The organism is Pseudarthrobacter sp. MM222 (assembly GCF_947090775.1).
GTDB lineage: Bacteria > Actinomycetota > Actinomycetes > Actinomycetales > Micrococcaceae > Arthrobacter.
The window spans coordinates 2,050,356-2,067,043 of record NZ_OX352321.1 but is presented as its reverse complement, the minus strand read 5'-3'; the positions used below and the strand labels follow the sequence as shown (position 1 = coordinate 2,067,043).

Sequence of the window (16,688 nt, the reverse complement as noted above, 5' to 3'; positions counted from 1 at the left end):
GGTGCGTAGTGGCAGACGAGCGCACCATCCAGACCATGTGGTGTTGTAGAAGGGAAGTCCGACGTGACGCGCAAGAATCCTTCAGTGGAAGAAACTGACGAAAAGGACCTGGAAGTCGGTCACGGCCCGAAGGATTGGGCCGCCGGAATCCCTGGCGTCCTGCACTCAATGAAGCCCGCAATCGAACACATGGGCTTGAACCGTACGCGTAAGACCGTCCTCGCGATGAACCAGAAGGACGGCTTCGACTGCCCCAGCTGCGCCTGGCCGGATCCGCACCACCGCAAGGCCTTCGAGTTCTGCGAGAACGGCGCCAAGGCCGTCACGTGGGAGGCAACGCCGGTGGTGATCGCACCCGAGTTCTGGAATGAGCATTCGGTGACTGAACTGCGCAGCCGCTCGGAATACTGGCTGGGCATGCAGGGCCGGCTCACCGAACCGGTCTTCAAACCTGCCGGCGAGGATCACTACAAGCCGGTGACCTGGGACGAAGCGATCCGCATCGTTGCGGACAAGCTCGGCAGCCTGGAGTCCCCGGACCACGCCGCGTTCTATACGAGCGGCAGGACATCGAATGAGGCAGCCTTCCTCTACCAGTTGCTCGTCCGTGGCTACGGCACCAACAACCTGCCGGATTGCTCCAACATGTGCCACGAATCCTCCGGTTGGGCGATGGGCCAGACCATCGGCATCGGGAAGGCGACCGTCTCCTTTGACGACTACGCCAACGCGGACCTGATCATCATCATGGGGCAGAACCCCGGCACGAACCACCCGCGCATGCTCACCGAGCTGGAGGCCTGCAAGGAAAACGGCGGCGAAATCGTCGCCGTCAATCCCCTGCCGGAGGCCGGCCTCCGCCGCTACAAGAACCCGCAGAAGGTAAAGGGCATCGTTGGCCGCGGCACCGAGATCGCCGACCAGTTCCTGCACATCCGGATCGGTGGCGACATGGCACTGCTGCAGGCGATCTCCAAGCGGGTGTTCGACGCCGAGGACCGGAACCCCGGCACCGTTCTGGACCACGCCTTCCTGGCCGAGCACTGCGAGGGCCTGGCGGAACTCAAGGAACACCTCGGTCAACTGGACGAGCAGGCGGTGCTGGAAGCGACGGGGCTTCGGGTCGAGGAAATTGACGAGCTGGCCGCCCGCTATCTGAAGGCCGAGAAGGTAATCATCACCTGGGCCATGGGCATCACGCAGCAGAAGAAGGGCGTGGCCACGATCAAGGAAATAATCAACCTGCTGCTGCTCCGCGGCAATATGGGCAAGCCCGGAGCGGGCGCCTCCCCCATCCGTGGCCACAGCAATGTCCAGGGCGACCGCACCATGGGCATCTGGGAGCAGATGCCGCAGTCGTTCATGAACGCCCTTGGCAAGGAGTTCGGTTTCGAACCGCCGCGCGAACACGGTGTGGATGCCGTGGAAACCATCAACCGGATGCGCGACGGCGGCATCAAGGTCTTCGTAGCGCTCGGCGGAAACTTCGTGGGCGCCATTTCGGACACCAACGCGGCCGAGTCCGCCATGCAGAACACGGAGCTGTCCGTCCAGATTTCCACGAAGCTCAACAGGTCGCACACGGTGGCCGGTGCCGCTGCCCTCATCCTTCCGACAATGGGCCGGACCGAGATCGACATCCAGGAGTCGGGACAGCAGTTCGTGTCTGTGGAGGACACGGTCTGCGCCGTCCACCCCTCGTGGGGAAGCGTTGAGCCCGTTTCCCACCATCTCCTGTCCGAACCGGCGATTGTCAGCCGCCTCGGGAAGGCCGTGGTCGGCAGTCGGATCCAGGCCGACTGGGATGGCTTCGAGAAGAACTACGACCTTATCCGGGACCACATCTCCCGGGTCGTGGGCGGCTGTGAGAATTACAACGAGCGGATCCGCCATGAAGGCGGCTTCATCCTCGCGAACGGCCCGCGGGATTCCCGCACCTTCCCGACGCCGACCGGCAAGGCCGTGCTGACGGTCAACACCTTGGAACACGTGGAAAAGCCCGAGGGCACGCTGATCCTGCAGAGCATGCGCTCCCACGACCAGTTCAACACCACCATCTACGGCCACAACGACCGCTACCGCGGCATCAAGAAGGGCCGCCACGTCGTGTTCGTGAACCCGGAGGACATCGCCGAGCTGGGGTTGGCCGACGGGATGTTCGTGGACATCCGTGGAGAGTACAAGGACGGCGCGGAACGCATGGTCCGCAAGTTCCGGGTGGTCTCCTATCCCACTGCCCGCGGCTGCGCGGCCGCCTACTACCCCGAAGCCAACGTGCTGGTGCCGCTGAACCATACGGCCGAGGGCAGCAACACCCCGGTGTCCAAGGCGGTGATTGTCCGGCTCGAACCTAGTCTGGACCAGTCGCCGGACAGTTCGTCCACGCTAACTTCCGGCGCCGCCAGTCCCGCATCACCCTGAGTCCCTCGGGTCCTCGCGTGACCCCTGCGCGACCCCTGCGGGACCGGCCCAGTGCGGGACATGCCCAATCCTGGCTGCGGGCAGTGGACATATAGCCAACATGTCCATCCGCAGCCGTGACGGGAGAGCATGTCCCCCGGGGGCCACCCGGCGCTCCGCGGGACATGCCCAGTCCTGGCTGCGGCCAATGGACATATAGCCAACATGTCCATCCGCGGCCGTGACGGGAGAGCATGTCCCCCCGGGGGCCATCCGGCGCTCCGCGGGACAGGCCCAGTCGTGGCGCACGCGTGAGGCTACTGTGCCCGCTTGGCCCAGCCCTTTTCGTCCGGGCCCCCGGATTCGCCATGCTCGCACAATTCGAGGACCTTGTTCGAAGCGGCGTCAACCGCGTCCTTGGTGCTCTTCCGGCCGGCGGTCGAAGCAGTGCCGGCCGCGTAGCCGACGATGAATGCGCTGATGGCGTCCGCATGGGGCCCGACGGCCTTCGCGGATTCCTCGGCTACCTGAACGATCTTCTCGTGGTCGACTTCCAGGTCAAGGATCTGCAACGCCTGGATCAGGCGGCCGCTCCAGTGGCGCAGTGAGCTGTCTTCATCCTGGGACAAAGTCATTGGTACTCCTCTTAGTAGGGTGCATGAGTCGATCGTCTACCCCACAAGGGTTAGCACCGACACCGGCCTAGTGCAACGCGACACTGCGGCTTCGTCCGCCAACTCCCCGTCGCGCATCCGGTCGAAGTCAAGGCAGGGCAGACTCCGGTGACCGTCACTTACGACGCCGGGCCGGCGAGCCCGACGCCGGGCCGGCCAGAGCGGAAGCGGTGGCGCGCTGGCCGGCTAAGCGAGCCGGGCCGCCGTCGGGCGTAAGCTCGTGGGATGGCGAGATACTTGGACGTTCACCCCGAAAACCCGCAGCCGCGCTTAATCAGCCAGGCGGTGGAAATCGTCCGCTCAGGCGGCCTGATCGCTTACCCTACCGACTCCTGCTACGCCCTTGGCGCGCAGTTGGGAAACAAAGACGCTCTGGACCGGATCCGGACCATCCGGCAGCTGGACGACAAGCACCATTTCACGCTGGTGTGCAAGGACTTCGCTCAACTGGGCCAGCTGGTGCAGATCGACAACGACGTCTTCCGCAGCATCAAGGCCGTCACGCCGGGCAGCTACACCTTCATCCTGCCCGCCACGAAAGAAGTCCCACGCCGGCTGCTGCACCCGAAGAAGAAAACCGTGGGCGTACGCATCCCGGACCACCGCGTGGTCCAGGCCCTTCTCGCCGAATTGGGTGAGCCGCTGCTGTCCAGCACCCTGCTCTTGCCCGATGAGGAGGAACCGCTCACGCAGGGCTGGGAAATCAAGGAACGCCTCGAGCACGTCGTGGATGCCGTGATCGATTCCGGCGACTCCGGATCCGACCCGACCACCGTCATCGACTACTCCGGCGGTGTCGCCGAGATCGTCCGGCGCGGCATGGGCGACCCGTCCCGGTTCGAATAGGACAAGTGCGTGCTAGGACCGGCCGGGCCGGTCCGCGTCCTGCCGTCGGTTGCGCTGCCAGCGGCGCGTGAGATCGACGGCGGCCAGGAGTCCTGCGAGAGGTGACAGTACCGCGGCGGCGTAGACGAACAGCAGCCAGGTGAGCGTGGTCAGCAGCGTCTGGTTCGTGCTCAGCAGCGACAAGCCGCCGAACAAGCCGAGGGTCCAGAACAGTACGACTCCGAACAAGACCGCCGCCGCGGGGAAATACTGGTTCGTGACGACCTTTTTTGCCGCCAGGAAATAGTCGCGCGGAACGATGTTTTTCAGAGCTTTCATGGACCCTCCTCATACCTGGCGGGTGGGGGGAAGGCCGCCGGGGATATTCCCAGTATGGGGCCCCGCGCGGCCGGATCTGCGAAGAACCCACGGCACGTGACCAAGTTAACTTCAACGCCTGCGCGGTGCCGGTAGCCTGCGGAGTCTCTTCTGAATAAATACCACCCCGAAAGTGGCAGTGTCAGCCGTTTTGCCACTCCATGCCATGTGCAATCCGAACGCCCTTAGGCCAGTACGGAATGGCCGGCGCCGGCGGTGAACCGGCCCGGCCATCTGGTGCCAGGAAAGTCGACGTGCAGAGGAGTTACGCCGTCACCAACCGCCGCGCGTCGGCGTGTGACCCTTTCGGGCGTCGTCGGGCATTGCCATTTCGGCCCGCAGGCCCAGGAGTCGGATCGGACGGCCCGCTTCGATTCCGGCGGCGAGGTCCAAGGCCCGCGCGAGAATTTCGTTCCGGTCGAATGTCTCGGGAATCTTCCTCGCGTGGGTCTTGGTGAAGAACGGCGCGTACCGAACCTTGAGGGTCAGCCCAACCACGGGCCGTCCTTCGGCCACAACATCCTCAAGGACACGCGCTGTCAGCTCCCTGACGGCGTCGTCCACCTGGGCGGGCTCGGTCAGGTCCCGCTGGAAGGTGGTCTCCCGGCTATGCCCGCGGGCAACCCACGGAGTGTCGTCCACAACGCTGGCGCCGTCCCCGCGTCCGAGCTCCGCGTACCAGGGACCCATCCTGGGGCCGAACTCCGGGATCAGGTCTTGGGGGTCGGTCGCGGCGAGTTCGGCGACGGTGTTGATGCCGAGTTTGGTCAGCCGGCCCGAGACTTTGGTTCCGACGCCCCACAGGTCCCTGGTAGGCCGACTGCCCATGACGTCGAGCCAGTTCCCGGCAGTGAGACGGAAGACGCCGGCCGGCTTGCCGAAACCGGTGGCCACCTTGGCTCTGACCAAGGTGTCCCCGATGCCCACGCTGCAATGCAACTGCGTTCGCTCCAGGACAGCGGCCTGCACCCGCCGTGCGTAGGCTTCCGGATCCTCTGTCTCAGTGCCTACAAAGGCTTCATCCCAACCCAACACCTGCACGGTGGCGCCGGGCTGCGCGCGCAGGGTAGCCATCACCGTTTCAGACGCCGCGAGGTAAGCCTCGTGGTCGACGGGCAGGATCACAGCGTCGGGCACTTTCCGGGCCGCAACGCGTAAGGGCATTCCGGAACCCACGCCGAACGCCCTGGCTTCGTAGGATGCGGTCGAGACCACGGCTCGTTCCGTGGGGTCGCCCCGACCGCCGACAATGATCGGCTTGCCCGCAAGCTCCGGTCGCCGGAGCACTTCGACGGCCGCGATGAACTGGTCGAGATCGACGTGCAGCACCCACCGGATTCCGTTCACGCCACCAGTCTGCCCTATACATCCCTGGCAAGCATCGGCTTGCCACCGAGCTTGGCCGCTTAGCCTGCGGCCCCCTGACCTTCTTGGTGCGATGCCGCAAAGTCCGCCGAATGTCGGCACCCGGGACTACACTGGAATCATCGAACATATATTCGAATAAGGGTGTGTTGTGGGCGTTGTTATCGGACCCCGCGTGATAGACGCGGGCACTTCTCTGTTGTCGGTGCTGATTTCTCCGGTGCCGGTTGCGGCGGGCTACCCCTCCCCCGCCCAGGACTACTTCGACGGCCGGATCGACCTTAACGAGCACCTCATCAAGGACATCACGAGCACCTACGTCGTAAGGGTCTCCGGGGACTCCATGGAGACCGCGGGGATAAGCGACGGCGACGAGTTGATAGTGAACCGCGCCCTGGAACCCAAGGACGGCTGCGTCGTCGTCGCGGTCCTCGATGGGGAGCTCACCATCAAGCGCCTCCGCGTCACCGCCGCCGGGGTGGTGCTGCAGGCGGACAACCCCCGGTATCCGGACATCCGCGTCGCGGCCCTGTCGGACCTGGTCATTTGGGGCGTCGCAACACGCTGCCTGCACCATGTCTAGGAAACCCAGCATCGCGCTCGTGGACGTGAACTGCTTCTACGCCAGCGCCGAACGCGCCTTCGACCCGTCGCTGGAGGGTCGCCCCCTCGTCGTCCTGTCCAACAACGACGGCTGCGCCGTCACCCGGTCGCCCGAAGCCAAGGCCTTGGGCATCGCGGTGGGCGAGCCGTGGTTCAAGCTCGCGCCGCGGGCAAAGGAGTGGGGGCTCGTGGTCCGGTCCAGCAATTACGAGCTGTACGGCGACATCAGCGCCAGGGTAATGGAACTGCTCGGCCGGTACTCCGCTTGGCTGGAGGTCTACAGCATTGACGAAGCCTTCCTGGGCGTCTCCGGCACCGCGCACGAGCTCACCCGGCTCGGCCACACCATGAAGACCGCCGTCCGCCGGAACGTCGGGGTGCCCGTCTGCGTCGGGATCGCCCGGACGAAAACCCTCGCCAAGCTGGCCAACAAATGGGCCAAGAATAACGCGGCATTCGACGGCGTCTGCCACTGGGACTCCGTGCCGGCTCTCCAGCGTGAGGCGCTTATGGCCGGGCTGTCAGTGATCGAACTGTGGGGTGTCGCCTCCCGGCTGACCAAACGCCTGAACGGGCTGGGCATCCACTCCGTTCTGGACCTCGCCCGAGCAGATCCGGTCAGGATCAGGGACCGCTTCTCGGTGGTGCTGATGCGCACCGTCCTGGAGCTGCAAGGCACACCGTGCATCCCGCTGGAAGAGGAACGAACGGGCCGGGACCAGTTGATCTTCAGCCGGTCGTTCTCAACCCCTGTCACGAATGCGGCCGGGCTTCGCCAAGTGTTCGGCGTGTACGCCCAGCAGGCCAGCGCCCGGCTCGCCAAACACGGGCTGCAGGCCAAAGTGCTGACGGCATTCGCGGCGACGTCCCACTACAACCCGCAGGACAGCTCCAACCCCTCGGTATGCGTGGCGCTGCCCATGCCAACCGCGGATCCCGTTTTGCTTGCGAGGGCGGCCTATGGCCTGCTCCCCCGGATCCGCGACGGCGTGAAGTACGCCCGGGCCGGCATCATGGTCACCGATCTCCGTCCCTCCGGGAACCAGCCGCCGTTGAAACTCTTCGAGAATCCCCTCGAGGAGCGCGGCATCGGCTCCCTCTTGGAGGAAGTCAGCCGAAGATACGGCCGGGGGTCCATTGGCTTAGGCCACGCCGGCATCCGCGCCGGGCCGGACTGGAGCATGAAGCGGGAAATGCTGTCCCCCCGCTACACGACGCACTGGGACGAACTGCCGATCGTCAGGGCCGCCTGACCCAGGGCCGGGCCACCGGTCTTAGGGAAAGTTCCCGGTTCAGATTGCAGCCCGCACCCGCTGAAGGAATGAATCAAGTACCCTGCCGGCGTTCTCATGCATGCGCCGGGACTCCGAGGCAGGCAACAGGCGGCGTTTGGGTTCATTCAGCCCTTCACCGAGGTAAAGCAACGCCGCCAGCACCTCGGACAGCTCCGCGTTTCCCTCGGCACGCTGACGCAGGAGCCTGAGATGCGCGTCCTGCAGCGCCGGGCCCGGGGCGCAACCCAAATCGTGGTCAAAGAGCCTGCGGCAGCGGTCGTAGGCGGACAGACCCTCTGCCGGCAGGCCGGCCTGTTCGTAGCTGGTCACCAGGACGGTCCAGGCCCGTTCGTTGAGCGGCTCCGAGCGGATGGCTGCCTGCGCCCAGCGGATGGCCTCGTCGGTGCGCTCCAGAACGGCGGCCGTTTCTGCTGCGAGGATCTGGGCCGCAACTTTCTCGGCAGAATGACGCGTCCTTGCGTCGTCGGCCCAGTCAGCGACAAGCTCGAATCCCAGCAATGGCTCGGCCGAGAGTTCCAGCGCCTTGAGGAGCAGCGGGTACGCCTCGGCCGGCGAGGACTGGGCGGCCGAACGAACTAGTTGCCGGAAGTTCCACAGATCCAGGTCCACGAGCTGCGGATCCAGAACGTAGCCACTGTTGGCGGTGCGCAGTGGTCCGGTCTTTGTCTGCCCGGGCTGGATGGCTCGGCGGATGCCACTGACGTAGCTCTCCAGGGTGGCTACTGCGCCTTCGCTGGCGCTCGCACCCCAGAGGATGTCGATCAATTGGGTTTTCGAGACCGGCGTACCCAGATTCAGGAGCAGTATTTCCAGGATGTGCCTCGGCTTGCACCCGCCCAGGTCGGTCGCCGTGAGCGTTGCTCCGTCGCGCCGTATTTCAAAGGTGCCGAAAAGACGGACAGAAATTGACGGTGAGTGTCCGGCTGAATTTTCCACGATGTTCTCCGATTTCCCCAGCTCTAAATCTCAACCACTCTTCGGAAGATCGGAATCTGTTCGGAACTGTGACGTGTTGAGACTGTGTTCCTTCCGGGCTTCTAAGGAAACCGTGGCACGCCTGACCTGCGACAACAAGCAACGCAGCTACCCGACTTGGCGCCCAAGGAAAGTCGAGTACCGCGGCAAGTATGGCCAAGTATTCATCCCAAGGTTTTCCCAAGTAATTCGTGCCTAGTACAGGTGTTCAGCACCCAGTGTCCGGCCTTCGCCGCAGGCGCCGAGGGGCAGAAGGCGGGCCGGAGGATCGAGGTCGGGACTGATCCGGCCCGCCTAGTTCTTGTCCGTCATCTCTTCGGGAACAGCCACGGCTCGCATTTCAGTGCCGTCACGCATCAGCGACAACTCCAACGGGACCCCGATGGCCTCGGCGAAGAGCAGCTTCTGCAGGCTCTCGGCGTTCGCAACGGGTTTCTGCCCGACGCTCAAGAGGATGTCCCCGGCGTGGAGCCCAGCACGATCGGCGGGCGAAGCCGGGAGGACTTCGACAACGAGAAGGCCCTCCCGCCGTCCGGTCCGGACCACGGTGCTGGCCGGCAGCTGGACAGGCGTGTTGACCAGCCCCAGGTATGCGCGCCTGACGCGGCCGTCCTTTAGCAGCGAGGCGATGATCCTGCGTGAGGTGGCGTTGACCGGCACCGCCAGGCCCAGCCCGGCTCCCGCCACGGCCGTGTTGATGCCGACAATTCGGCCCCGGGCGTCCGCGAGCGCGCCGCCCGAGCTCCCCGCGTTCAGGGCGGCATCGGTCTGGATGACGTCCTCGATCATGCGGCGGTTGCGCCCGGACCACACCGGGATGGAGCGGCCCAGCCCGCTGACCACCCCGGCCGTCACCGAGCCGGACAGGCCTAGCGGGTTGCCGACGGCAATGACCAATTGGCCCACCCTTAGCGTCTCAGCGTCACCGAATTCCGCCGGCGCCGCCGTGGGGGCCTTGCCATGGACGACGGCGAGATCGGAGAGCGGGTCGGCGCCAACGACATCGACCGCAGTCCGGGTCCCGTCGGCAAACACTGCGTGCCCGCTCTGAGTGCCGGCCACTACGTGGGCGTTGGTGACCAGGTAGCCGTCGGTGGTGAACAGCACGGCTGAGCCTGCCCCCACCCGGAACCTGCCGCCGCGTCCGTAACCGGTCATTTCGATAGCGGCGACGTGCGGCGTGACGGTCTCCGCCACCCGGACGACGGTCGCTGAGTATGAATCCAACGGGTCCTCGGACGCCTCGGGGCCGGGGGCCCTGCTAATCGCAGTTGCCACGGTGCACCTTCCTTGACTGGTACGTATCTAAGTCAACCACCGGGGTCCCGCCCGTAGTTCCGGGAGCCCTACGCCGACAGAGAAAATAGGCGGGCCCGCTACGCCGGGTGTCATCATCGCAGGGCGGCAGTTCATTCCTCCGGCGATCCGCCGCTAGGCTCAGAAGCAGACCAGCCTTTCAGCCACAGGAGAACTTCGTGAGTCCAGCGACCGTTTCGCCCGATCCACTTCCGCCACTCGGCCTCAGCTGGGGCATCAAGCGCAGCTTTATCGACTACATCAACGGCCTGCCGGACGCGTCGGTGTCGGTGGTCAACGGCGCAACCGTAGATGAAACAGGCCTTTTCCGCTTCGCCGCCGAAAATTCCGACTACGACGCCGTCCGGGGCACCGGCATCCTGCGCTTCCGGGGCGACGTCCGCCTCTCCGGCCACCACGGAATGATGTTTGTCCGGTTGCTGGACCCATGGATCGTCTTCACCGGCGGACGCGGGATCCTCTCGATCAGCACCGGCGACGACGTCGGGCAGGACCGGACTGCTGTGGCCAGTCTGCGCTCCGGAGCACCCCGCCAGGCAGCAGACGGGTCGCTCATCTGGGCGGACGTTGAGGTGGCCATCACGGACGAAGGATCCGAACTCTTCGACGGTCAGTACGCTGCCGGGCAGCCGATGGACCCCCTGTTTATCCGGGTGGCTGGCCAAGGCCCCAGCTGAATCTGCACCAGCCGTCCGCGGACCCAGGAGTCACGGGACCGGCTTTGCCCGGGTCTCCCGGGTTGCCCGGGTTGCCCGGGTTGCCCGGGTCTCCCGGGCACAGCATGACCGGCCACACACTGGTTGAGGAGAGCGCGCGGCCGGTCGTCTGTCGGGGCCCGCAGCGCAGGGCCGGGGCGTTGGTACGGGACCTAGTCTTTAGTTTGTGAAATCTGTCTTCCTTTACTAACTGTTGCGCATGGCACCTGAGAGGACGCTGAGAGGTCGAAATCCCGCAGGGCCGCTCCGGGCGGGAGAAAAATGTTGGCTTTGGTTGTCGCGGACGCGCGGTTGCCCCATTCTTGGAACATGCAACAGGTCCCGTCCGATGCCAGGGCCAGCCGCTCCCGCCGTCGCCGGACCCGCTGGGGAGTGCGCAAGCGCTCCACGGCGGCCGCCGTCGCCGTGGTTGCCGTGGCACTGCTGGCGGGCGGACTAGTCCTACTGGCACTGTTGGAGACGTCCCTGACGGCGTCGACGGAGTCCGCCGCACGGCAGAGGACGCAAGACGTCATAGCCCAGCTGGTAGTGGACCAGGACATTGAGGACGCGATCGAATACATTACGTCCACAGGACATGCCGGCCAGTACGTGCAGCTTCTCGATGCCTCCGGCACTGTCATTGTCGGATCCGAACCCAAGGCCGTCGACCGGCCCCTGTCCGGACTGCGCCCGGAACCGGGGTACATGTTGTTCCAGCGCGTCTCCAGCCTGCCGAACATCGGCAACAATGACGACTTCCACGTCGTTGCGACCGGCGCACGGGTGGGCCGCCAGCACGTGGTCGTTATCGTCGCGACCTCGGTCCAGCTCCAGGCAGATACCGTTTTCACCGTGGCTTGGCTCATGCTGGGCGCGGCACCCCTCCTGTTGGCTGTCGTGGCGTTCTCGGTCTGGCTCCTGGTGGGCCGGTCCCTCCGGCAAGTGGAAAAAATCCGGGGTCAGGTGGCACGGATCAACGCCGAACGCCTGGATGGGCGGGTCGAGGTCCCGCCCACGAAGGACGAGCTGGAGGCCCTCGCCCTGACCATGAACACCATGCTTGAGCGCCTGCAGGCCTCGGACCGGGAGCAGCGTCAGTTTGTCTCAGACGCCAGCCACGAGCTGCGCAGCCCGCTCGCAACGCTGAGTGCCGGGGTGGAGATCGCGGCCGCGGATCCGTCGGGGACGATGTGGCTGCAGTTGAAGGACGATCTGGCCGGTGAAACGGCGCGGATGCGCTACCTGGTGGACGATCTGCTGACCCTGGCCCGAACGAACGACGCCGGCCCAACCATGGAGGACGCCGATGTGGACCTCGACGACGTTGTGGATCAGGAAGTCCGCCGGCTGCGCGCGATCAGCAGGCACTCGGTCAACGCCGATCTCATCCCGGTCAAGATCAAGGGAGATGCCCGTCGCCTGGCGCAGGTGTTGCGGAATGTCCTGGACAACGCGGAGCGGCATGCCCTTTCCCGGATCCGGGTCAGCCTGTACGCAGCCGGCGGCGGGGCTGTCGTGGCCGTCGACGACGACGGCGACCCGATTCCGGAAGCGGACCGGGAACGCGTGTTCGAGCGATTTGTCCGGCTCGACGAAAGCCGGTCACGCGAGGGCGGGGGCAGCGGTCTGGGCCTGGCTATCGCCGCCGGCATCATGGCCGCGCACGACGGTGCCATTCGAGCCACGGAAACGCCCACCGGGGAATGTCGCTTTGAAATGACCTTCCCACTCGCGGAACCCTCGGCCCCGGCGCCCGTCAGGCGCGCGGCTGTGGCGCGGCCACGGGCTTAGCGACCCGGTCTGCACTGAGCAGGTACCCCACCCCTCGAACCGTAGCCAGCGTCTGGACACCAAACGGAACGTCGATCTTGCGCCGCAGGTATCCGATGTAAACCTCCACGACGTTGTCGCCGCCCTCGAACGCTGAATCCCAGACGTTGTCCAGAATGTCCGCCTTGGACACGATCTGGTCGTGCCGGCGCATCAGGTACTGCAGGAGCCCATACTCCCGAGCCGTGAGGCTGATGGGCGTCTCGCCCCGCCGGACACGGTGGTTGACCGGGTCCAGCGTCAGGGTCCCGAGCGTCAGGACGACGGGCCGCTCCGGGGCTCCCCTGCGCATCAGGGCCCTGATGCGGGCCACCAGGACGAGGAAACTGAAGGGTTTGGTCAGGTAGTCATCGGCTCCCAGATCGAACGCATCTGTCTGGTCGTACTCACCGTCCTTCGCCGTCAGCATCAGCACCGGGGTCCAGATCCGGCGCTGTCGCAGTTCGCGGAGGACGTCATAGCCATTTTTGAGCGGCAGCATCAGATCCAGCAGGATCACGTCGTAGGCGTGCTCGGTCGCCGCCGAGAGCCCGCTGACGCCGTCGTGGGTGACGTCCACGACGAACCCCTCGTTCACCAGACCCCGGCGCACAGTATCCGCCAGGATCTTCTCATCCTCGACTAACAGGATCCTCATTGCCGGACTCCTCTCCTCGGAGACAAGTGTGGCGCCCGTGCACCCAGCATAGGACCAATGACGGCGACGCTCACGGCGACAGGCTGCACTGCGGGCCGGCAGCCGCGGGACCCGGCCGGGCCATCCGGAACCGCGCCCCGCGTAGGCTCCAAGGCCTCCGTGGGAATTACACCTAGGGCTTGAGGACGACCTTGATGCAGCCGTCTTCCTTCTTCTGGAACAGCTCGTAGGCCGCGGCGGCGCCGTCGAGGGACACTTCGTGGGTCTTCAGGTCCATCACGCCCAGCGGGTCGGCGGCATCCTCGACGATCGGGAGCAGCTCGTCGGTCCAGCGCCGCACGTTGCACTGGCCCATCCTGAACTGAAGCTGCTTGTCGAACATCGTCAGCAGCGGCATCGGGCTGGCGGTGCCGCCGTAGACACCACTGAGGGACACGGTGCCGCCGCGCCTGACGGAGTCGATGGCGGCGTGGAGCACCGACATCCGGTCCACGCCCGCGGTCTCCATGGCCTTTTTGGCGAGGGCGTCGGGCAGCAGCCCCACGGCGTGCTGGGCGAAAGCACCGGCCGGGGAGTTGTGCGCCTCCATCCCGACGGCGTCGACGACGGCGTCCGGCCCCCGGCCGTCGGTCATGTCGCGGAGCCGGTCACCGATGTCCTTGGTGAAGTCGAGCGTCTCGATCCCGTGCCGCTCCGCCATCTGACGGCGCTCCGGGACCGGTTCAATGGCGATCACCCGCTGCCCGAGGTGTCGGCCGATCCGGCTGGCGAACTGGCCCACCGGGCCGAGTCCGAAAACGGCGAGGGTTCCCCCGGCGGGGACGTCGGCATACTTCACGCCCTGCCAGGCGGTGGGCAGGATATCGGACAGGTAGAGATACCGCTCGTCCGGGAGTTCCTGCCCTACCTTGACGGGTCCGTAATCGGCGTAGGGAACCCGGAGAAACTCGGCCTGGCCGCCCGGGACCGAGCCGTAGAGCTCGGAGAAGCCAAACAGGCTGGCTCCGCTGTTGTGCGAGCGCACCTGGGTGGTCTCACACTGGGACTGCAGTCCCTGCTTGCACATCCAGCAGTGCCCGCACGAGATGTTGAACGGAATGACCACCCGGTCGCCGGGCTTGAGGTTCCGTACGTCGGCGCCAACTTCCTGCACTATCCCCATCGGCTCGTGGCCCAGGATATCGCCGGCCTGCAGATACGGTCCCAGCACCTCGTACAGGTGAAGGTCCGAGCCACAGATCGCCGAGGACGTGATCTTGACGATGGCATCGGTGGGGTCCTGGATCACCGGGTCCGGCACGTTTTCGACCCGTACCGACCGCTTGCCCTGCCACGTTAGTGCTCTCATCAGAACTCCTTCGGGAAAACCTAAATACTAAGCTTGCTGAGCATTTACCGTAACCCGACGAGATGCAGGACACAAGGAGCGGCCCGGTACTGCCGTTGCAGATATGCCGGCGGCTACGCCTCGGCCTGGGGCAGCGGAACCTGGGCGGCGGCTCCGAAAAGCCAGGCGGTCACGTCGCTGCGCAGGACAAGATGGGGACCGCCGGTGGGACTGACGCTACCGCTCGGAACGTAATACCCCCGCCCAGCGCCGGGCCCGCCCGCTGCGCGGTCCAGAGCCTCCGTGAGCGGCCTGGTCAGGTGCCCCTGCGGGCCGACGGCACGGAGCCCATCCAGTTCCTCTGGAGTGAGCCGGCCCAGCACTGCGGCAATATCGGCCATGATGGTTCCCTTCTGGCGGATGGTACTCGAACCATCAGCCTAGGGCGCCAGAATTAACGCCGCGTGAAATCGCGACCAAATCAAGGGATTCTCGTGCGGGCACGGCAGTTGCCGCAGCTACGGACCCCCGATGCCTCCCACTGATGAGGTGAGGGTCACGGGGCCGTTTCGCATTTTTCCCGGCGTGTACCCGGCTTGGTGCGGTACGGTTCATTCCCGGGGGGATCCAAGACCAACAGAATCGAGAATCAACCAGGTGGCAACCGACTATGACGAAGTCCGATCCGACGTCGCGGAATCACGAAATGCTTCGCTCGAGGCCCTTCGTTCTGCCAATGCGCCGGACGCACGCAGCGTAGCCCGTGACCTCGATGAGGCCGATACCTCCGAGGGCGTGGAACTGCCCGGCGCCGACCTCTCCGGTGAGGAACTGACGGTCACGGTCATCCCGCAGAAGGAAGACGAGTTCACCTGCTACTCCTGCTTCCTCGTCCGGCACCGTTCACAGCTCGCGCGCGAAAAAGCAGGTCACTCATACTGCGCTGACTGCCTCAGCTAACCTTCCAACGCTGCACGGAAAGCTCCGGTACCTGAACGCTCGGTGCCGGAGCTTTCCGACGTCTGCACCCAAACTAGCCAGTGCCTTTTCACTGCGCCGGGCGGAGAATTGAGGGGTAGTCTCCTGCGGTTCCTTTCCCGGGCGAGGTTGGTGCGCCATGAATACTGGCAAAATCCGGACAGCGTTGCTGGCCCCTGCACTGGCCTTGATCCTGGCCGGGACGGCGGGTTGCGCCGGCGGCGGAAGCCCGGCCCCGGCGTCGTCGGCGCCCCCGGCCGCGACAGCGTCCCCGGATAACACCGGGATGAACGGTCCTGCGGCAAGTGCCGCGGCGACCATCACGATCAAGGACTTCGGCTACGGGGCGCCGATCACGGTGCCCCCGGGGGCGACAGTGACCGCGACCAACCAGGACAGTGCGCGCCATACCGTAACGGCCGATGAGGGGTCTGCCTTTAGCGTGGACGTCCAGGGCAGCGGCGGCACCGGCACCTTCACGGCGCCCGCCCGGCCGGGCACCTACGCCTACCACTGCGACTTCCATCCGGACATGCATGGGACGCTGATTGTAAAGTGACCGCGTCAGGCCTCGCGGGAGCCGGGCAGCCTATGCGGCGGCGTTCATCGTTGCCCTAAGCCCCGTTGCCGCCGAGCCGAGCCGAAGCGGCACCTGGCCCCGCGTGCCCTGACCGGCCGCCGAGGGTGCCCCGGCTTGGTCTGCTGACGTAGACTCGTGCAAAAATCCGCGATGAAAGCACACTGATGAACAAGAACCGGCTCGAGGCCTTCAGCGACGGCGTGCTGGCCATCATCATCACCATTATGGTCTTGGAGCTCCACGTCCCCGCAGAGCCAACGTGGCCCGCACTGCTGGAAGAGGTGCCAACCTTCTTAAGCTATGTGCTGAGCTTTGCGTACGTCGGGATCTACTGGAATAACCACCACCACATGCTTCACCTGGCCGGCAGGATCAGCGGCGGCATCCTCTGGGCCAACCTGCATCTGCTGTTTTGGTTGTCGCTGTTTCCGTTCACGACCCGCTGGATGAGCACCAGTGATCTGGCGGAGGTGCCGGTGCTCGTGTACGGGCTGAACCTGCTGCTTGCCGCAATCGCCTTTTACATCCTGAAGACGGCGCTGGTCCGGCGGCAAGGACCACACGGCGCCTTGGACGTGGCTATGGGCCGGGATTGGAAGGGCAGGTTATCCCCCTTTCTTTACGTTGCGGGGATGGCCCTCAGTCTCGTGAATCCGGCGCTGGGCGTCGCGGTCTACTCCGGGGTCGCGGCCCTCTGGCTGATTCCGGATCGTCGTGTGGAGAGGTTTCTGTCCCGCGCGGCGGATACCCCCGGCCAGTCCGGCGGCACCAATCCCGCCGCCACTGAACCCGGCGGCTAGGTTCCG

At 65.5% G+C, this 16,688-nt stretch carries 17 protein-coding genes; 9 read left to right on the top strand and 8 right to left on the bottom strand.

The features are described 5' to 3' along the window. The first annotated feature begins 63 nt into the window (after positions 1–63). Positions 64–2,421, top strand: a complete 2,358-nt coding sequence (locus OM977_RS09385) for an FdhF/YdeP family oxidoreductase (protein WP_264357212.1) — start codon at positions 64–66, stop codon at positions 2,419–2,421. A gap of 296 nt (positions 2,422–2,717) precedes the next feature. Here OM977_RS09385 and OM977_RS09380 read toward each other — a convergent pair whose 3' ends face one another. Continuing rightward, the gene (locus OM977_RS09380; RefSeq protein WP_264357211.1) at positions 2,718–3,035 is read right to left on the bottom strand and encodes a DUF6457 domain-containing protein; all 318 of its coding nucleotides are present in this window, start codon (positions 3,033–3,035) and stop codon (positions 2,718–2,720) included. Positions 3,036–3,299: 264 nt separating this feature from the next. On the opposite strand from OM977_RS09380, the gene OM977_RS09375 reads away from it, so the two are divergent. Beyond that, positions 3,300–3,920 (top strand): L-threonylcarbamoyladenylate synthase, encoded by a 621-nt coding sequence (locus OM977_RS09375; protein ID WP_264357210.1) that lies wholly within the window; start codon positions 3,300–3,302, stop codon positions 3,918–3,920. 12 nt (positions 3,921–3,932) lie between these two features. Here OM977_RS09375 and OM977_RS09370 read toward each other — a convergent pair whose 3' ends face one another. Next, positions 3,933–4,238, bottom strand: a complete 306-nt coding sequence (locus OM977_RS09370; RefSeq protein WP_264357209.1) for a hypothetical protein — start codon at positions 4,236–4,238, stop codon at positions 3,933–3,935. A gap of 312 nt (positions 4,239–4,550) precedes the next feature. Then, positions 4,551–5,624 carry a DNA polymerase IV gene (locus tag OM977_RS09365; protein ID WP_442960710.1) on the bottom strand — a complete coding sequence of 358 codons (1,074 nt, stop codon included), beginning with the start codon at positions 5,622–5,624 and terminating at the stop codon, positions 4,551–4,553. A 169-nt stretch (positions 5,625–5,793) separates the two neighbouring features. On the opposite strand from OM977_RS09365, the gene OM977_RS09360 reads away from it, so the two are divergent. Both OM977_RS09360 and OM977_RS09355 read left to right on the top strand, forming a co-directional pair. Then, the gene (locus tag OM977_RS09360) at positions 5,794–6,225 is read left to right on the top strand and encodes a LexA family protein (RefSeq protein WP_264357208.1); all 432 of its coding nucleotides are present in this window, start codon (positions 5,794–5,796) and stop codon (positions 6,223–6,225) included. Next, a complete protein-coding gene (locus OM977_RS09355) occupies positions 6,218–7,498 on the top strand; it encodes a Y-family DNA polymerase (protein WP_264357207.1) in 1,281 nt (426 codons plus the stop codon). Before OM977_RS09360 ends, OM977_RS09355 begins: the two co-directional genes overlap by 8 nt. A 39-nt stretch (positions 7,499–7,537) precedes the next feature. Here OM977_RS09355 and OM977_RS09350 read toward each other — a convergent pair whose 3' ends face one another. Both OM977_RS09350 and OM977_RS09345 read right to left on the bottom strand, forming a co-directional pair. Beyond that, positions 7,538–8,476, bottom strand: coding sequence for an AfsR/SARP family transcriptional regulator (locus tag OM977_RS09350; RefSeq protein WP_264357206.1), 939 nt, complete (start codon positions 8,474–8,476; stop codon positions 7,538–7,540). Positions 8,477–8,809: 333 nt separating this feature from the next. Continuing rightward, complete coding sequence (locus OM977_RS09345) at positions 8,810–9,793, bottom strand: S1C family serine protease (protein ID WP_264357205.1); 984 nt, start codon at positions 9,791–9,793, stop codon at positions 8,810–8,812. Between the two features lie 197 nt (positions 9,794–9,990). On the opposite strand from OM977_RS09345, the gene OM977_RS09340 reads away from it, so the two are divergent. Next, on the top strand, positions 9,991–10,509 hold the full coding sequence (locus tag OM977_RS09340) for an HtaA domain-containing protein (RefSeq protein ID WP_264357204.1): 519 nt from the start codon (positions 9,991–9,993) through the stop codon (positions 10,507–10,509). Positions 10,510–10,857: 348 nt separating this feature from the next. Beyond that, positions 10,858–12,321 (top strand): sensor histidine kinase, encoded by a 1,464-nt coding sequence (locus OM977_RS09335; protein ID WP_264357203.1) that lies wholly within the window; start codon positions 10,858–10,860, stop codon positions 12,319–12,321. On the opposite strand, the gene OM977_RS09330 is transcribed toward OM977_RS09335, so the two are convergent. The 3 genes from OM977_RS09330 to OM977_RS09320 form a co-directional block, all read right to left on the bottom strand. Continuing rightward, entirely contained in the window at positions 12,287–12,997 is a 711-nt protein-coding gene (locus tag OM977_RS09330) for a response regulator transcription factor (protein ID WP_264357202.1), read from the bottom strand. The two genes, OM977_RS09335 and OM977_RS09330, sit on opposite strands and share 35 nt — an antisense overlap. A 172-nt stretch (positions 12,998–13,169) precedes the next feature. Next, positions 13,170–14,345 (bottom strand): zinc-dependent alcohol dehydrogenase, encoded by a 1,176-nt coding sequence (locus OM977_RS09325; RefSeq protein WP_264357201.1) that lies wholly within the window; start codon positions 14,343–14,345, stop codon positions 13,170–13,172. A 113-nt stretch (positions 14,346–14,458) separates the two neighbouring features. Further along, the gene (locus OM977_RS09320; protein ID WP_264357200.1) at positions 14,459–14,725 is read right to left on the bottom strand and encodes a hypothetical protein; all 267 of its coding nucleotides are present in this window, start codon (positions 14,723–14,725) and stop codon (positions 14,459–14,461) included. 256 nt (positions 14,726–14,981) lie between these two features. Between OM977_RS09320 and OM977_RS09315 the strand changes: the two genes are divergently transcribed. The 3 genes from OM977_RS09315 (at position 14,982) to OM977_RS09305 (ending at position 16,682) form a co-directional block, all read left to right on the top strand. Continuing rightward, positions 14,982–15,284, top strand: coding sequence for a DUF4193 domain-containing protein (locus OM977_RS09315; protein WP_264357199.1), 303 nt, complete (start codon positions 14,982–14,984; stop codon positions 15,282–15,284). Positions 15,285–15,441: 157 nt separating this feature from the next. Beyond that, positions 15,442–15,861 (top strand): cupredoxin domain-containing protein, encoded by a 420-nt coding sequence (locus tag OM977_RS09310; RefSeq protein WP_264357198.1) that lies wholly within the window; start codon positions 15,442–15,444, stop codon positions 15,859–15,861. Between the two features lie 185 nt (positions 15,862–16,046). Further along, positions 16,047–16,682 (top strand): TMEM175 family protein, encoded by a 636-nt coding sequence (locus OM977_RS09305; RefSeq protein WP_264357197.1) that lies wholly within the window; start codon positions 16,047–16,049, stop codon positions 16,680–16,682. Positions 16,683–16,688: the final 6 nt, after the last annotated feature.

Coding starts and splice junctions, on each gene's coding strand:
- OM977_RS09380 (WP_264357211.1), bottom strand. CDS start 3,035: ATGACTTTGTCCCAGGATGAAGACAGCTCACTGCGCCACTGGAGCGGC.
- OM977_RS09375 (WP_264357210.1), top strand. CDS start 3,300: ATGGCGAGATACTTGGACGTTCACCCCGAAAACCCGCAGCCGCGCTTA.
- OM977_RS09370 (WP_264357209.1), bottom strand. CDS start 4,238: ATGAAAGCTCTGAAAAACATCGTTCCGCGCGACTATTTCCTGGCGGCA.
- OM977_RS09355 (WP_264357207.1), top strand. CDS start 6,218: ATGTCTAGGAAACCCAGCATCGCGCTCGTGGACGTGAACTGCTTCTAC.
- OM977_RS09335 (WP_264357203.1), top strand. CDS start 10,858: ATGCAACAGGTCCCGTCCGATGCCAGGGCCAGCCGCTCCCGCCGTCGC.
- OM977_RS09330 (WP_264357202.1), bottom strand. CDS start 12,997: ATGAGGATCCTGTTAGTCGAGGATGAGAAGATCCTGGCGGATACTGTG.
- OM977_RS09325 (WP_264357201.1), bottom strand. CDS start 14,345: ATGAGAGCACTAACGTGGCAGGGCAAGCGGTCGGTACGGGTCGAAAAC.
- OM977_RS09320 (WP_264357200.1), bottom strand. CDS start 14,725: ATGGCCGATATTGCCGCAGTGCTGGGCCGGCTCACTCCAGAGGAACTG.
- OM977_RS09310 (WP_264357198.1), top strand. CDS start 15,442: ATGAATACTGGCAAAATCCGGACAGCGTTGCTGGCCCCTGCACTGGCC.
- OM977_RS09305 (WP_264357197.1), top strand. CDS start 16,047: ATGAACAAGAACCGGCTCGAGGCCTTCAGCGACGGCGTGCTGGCCATC.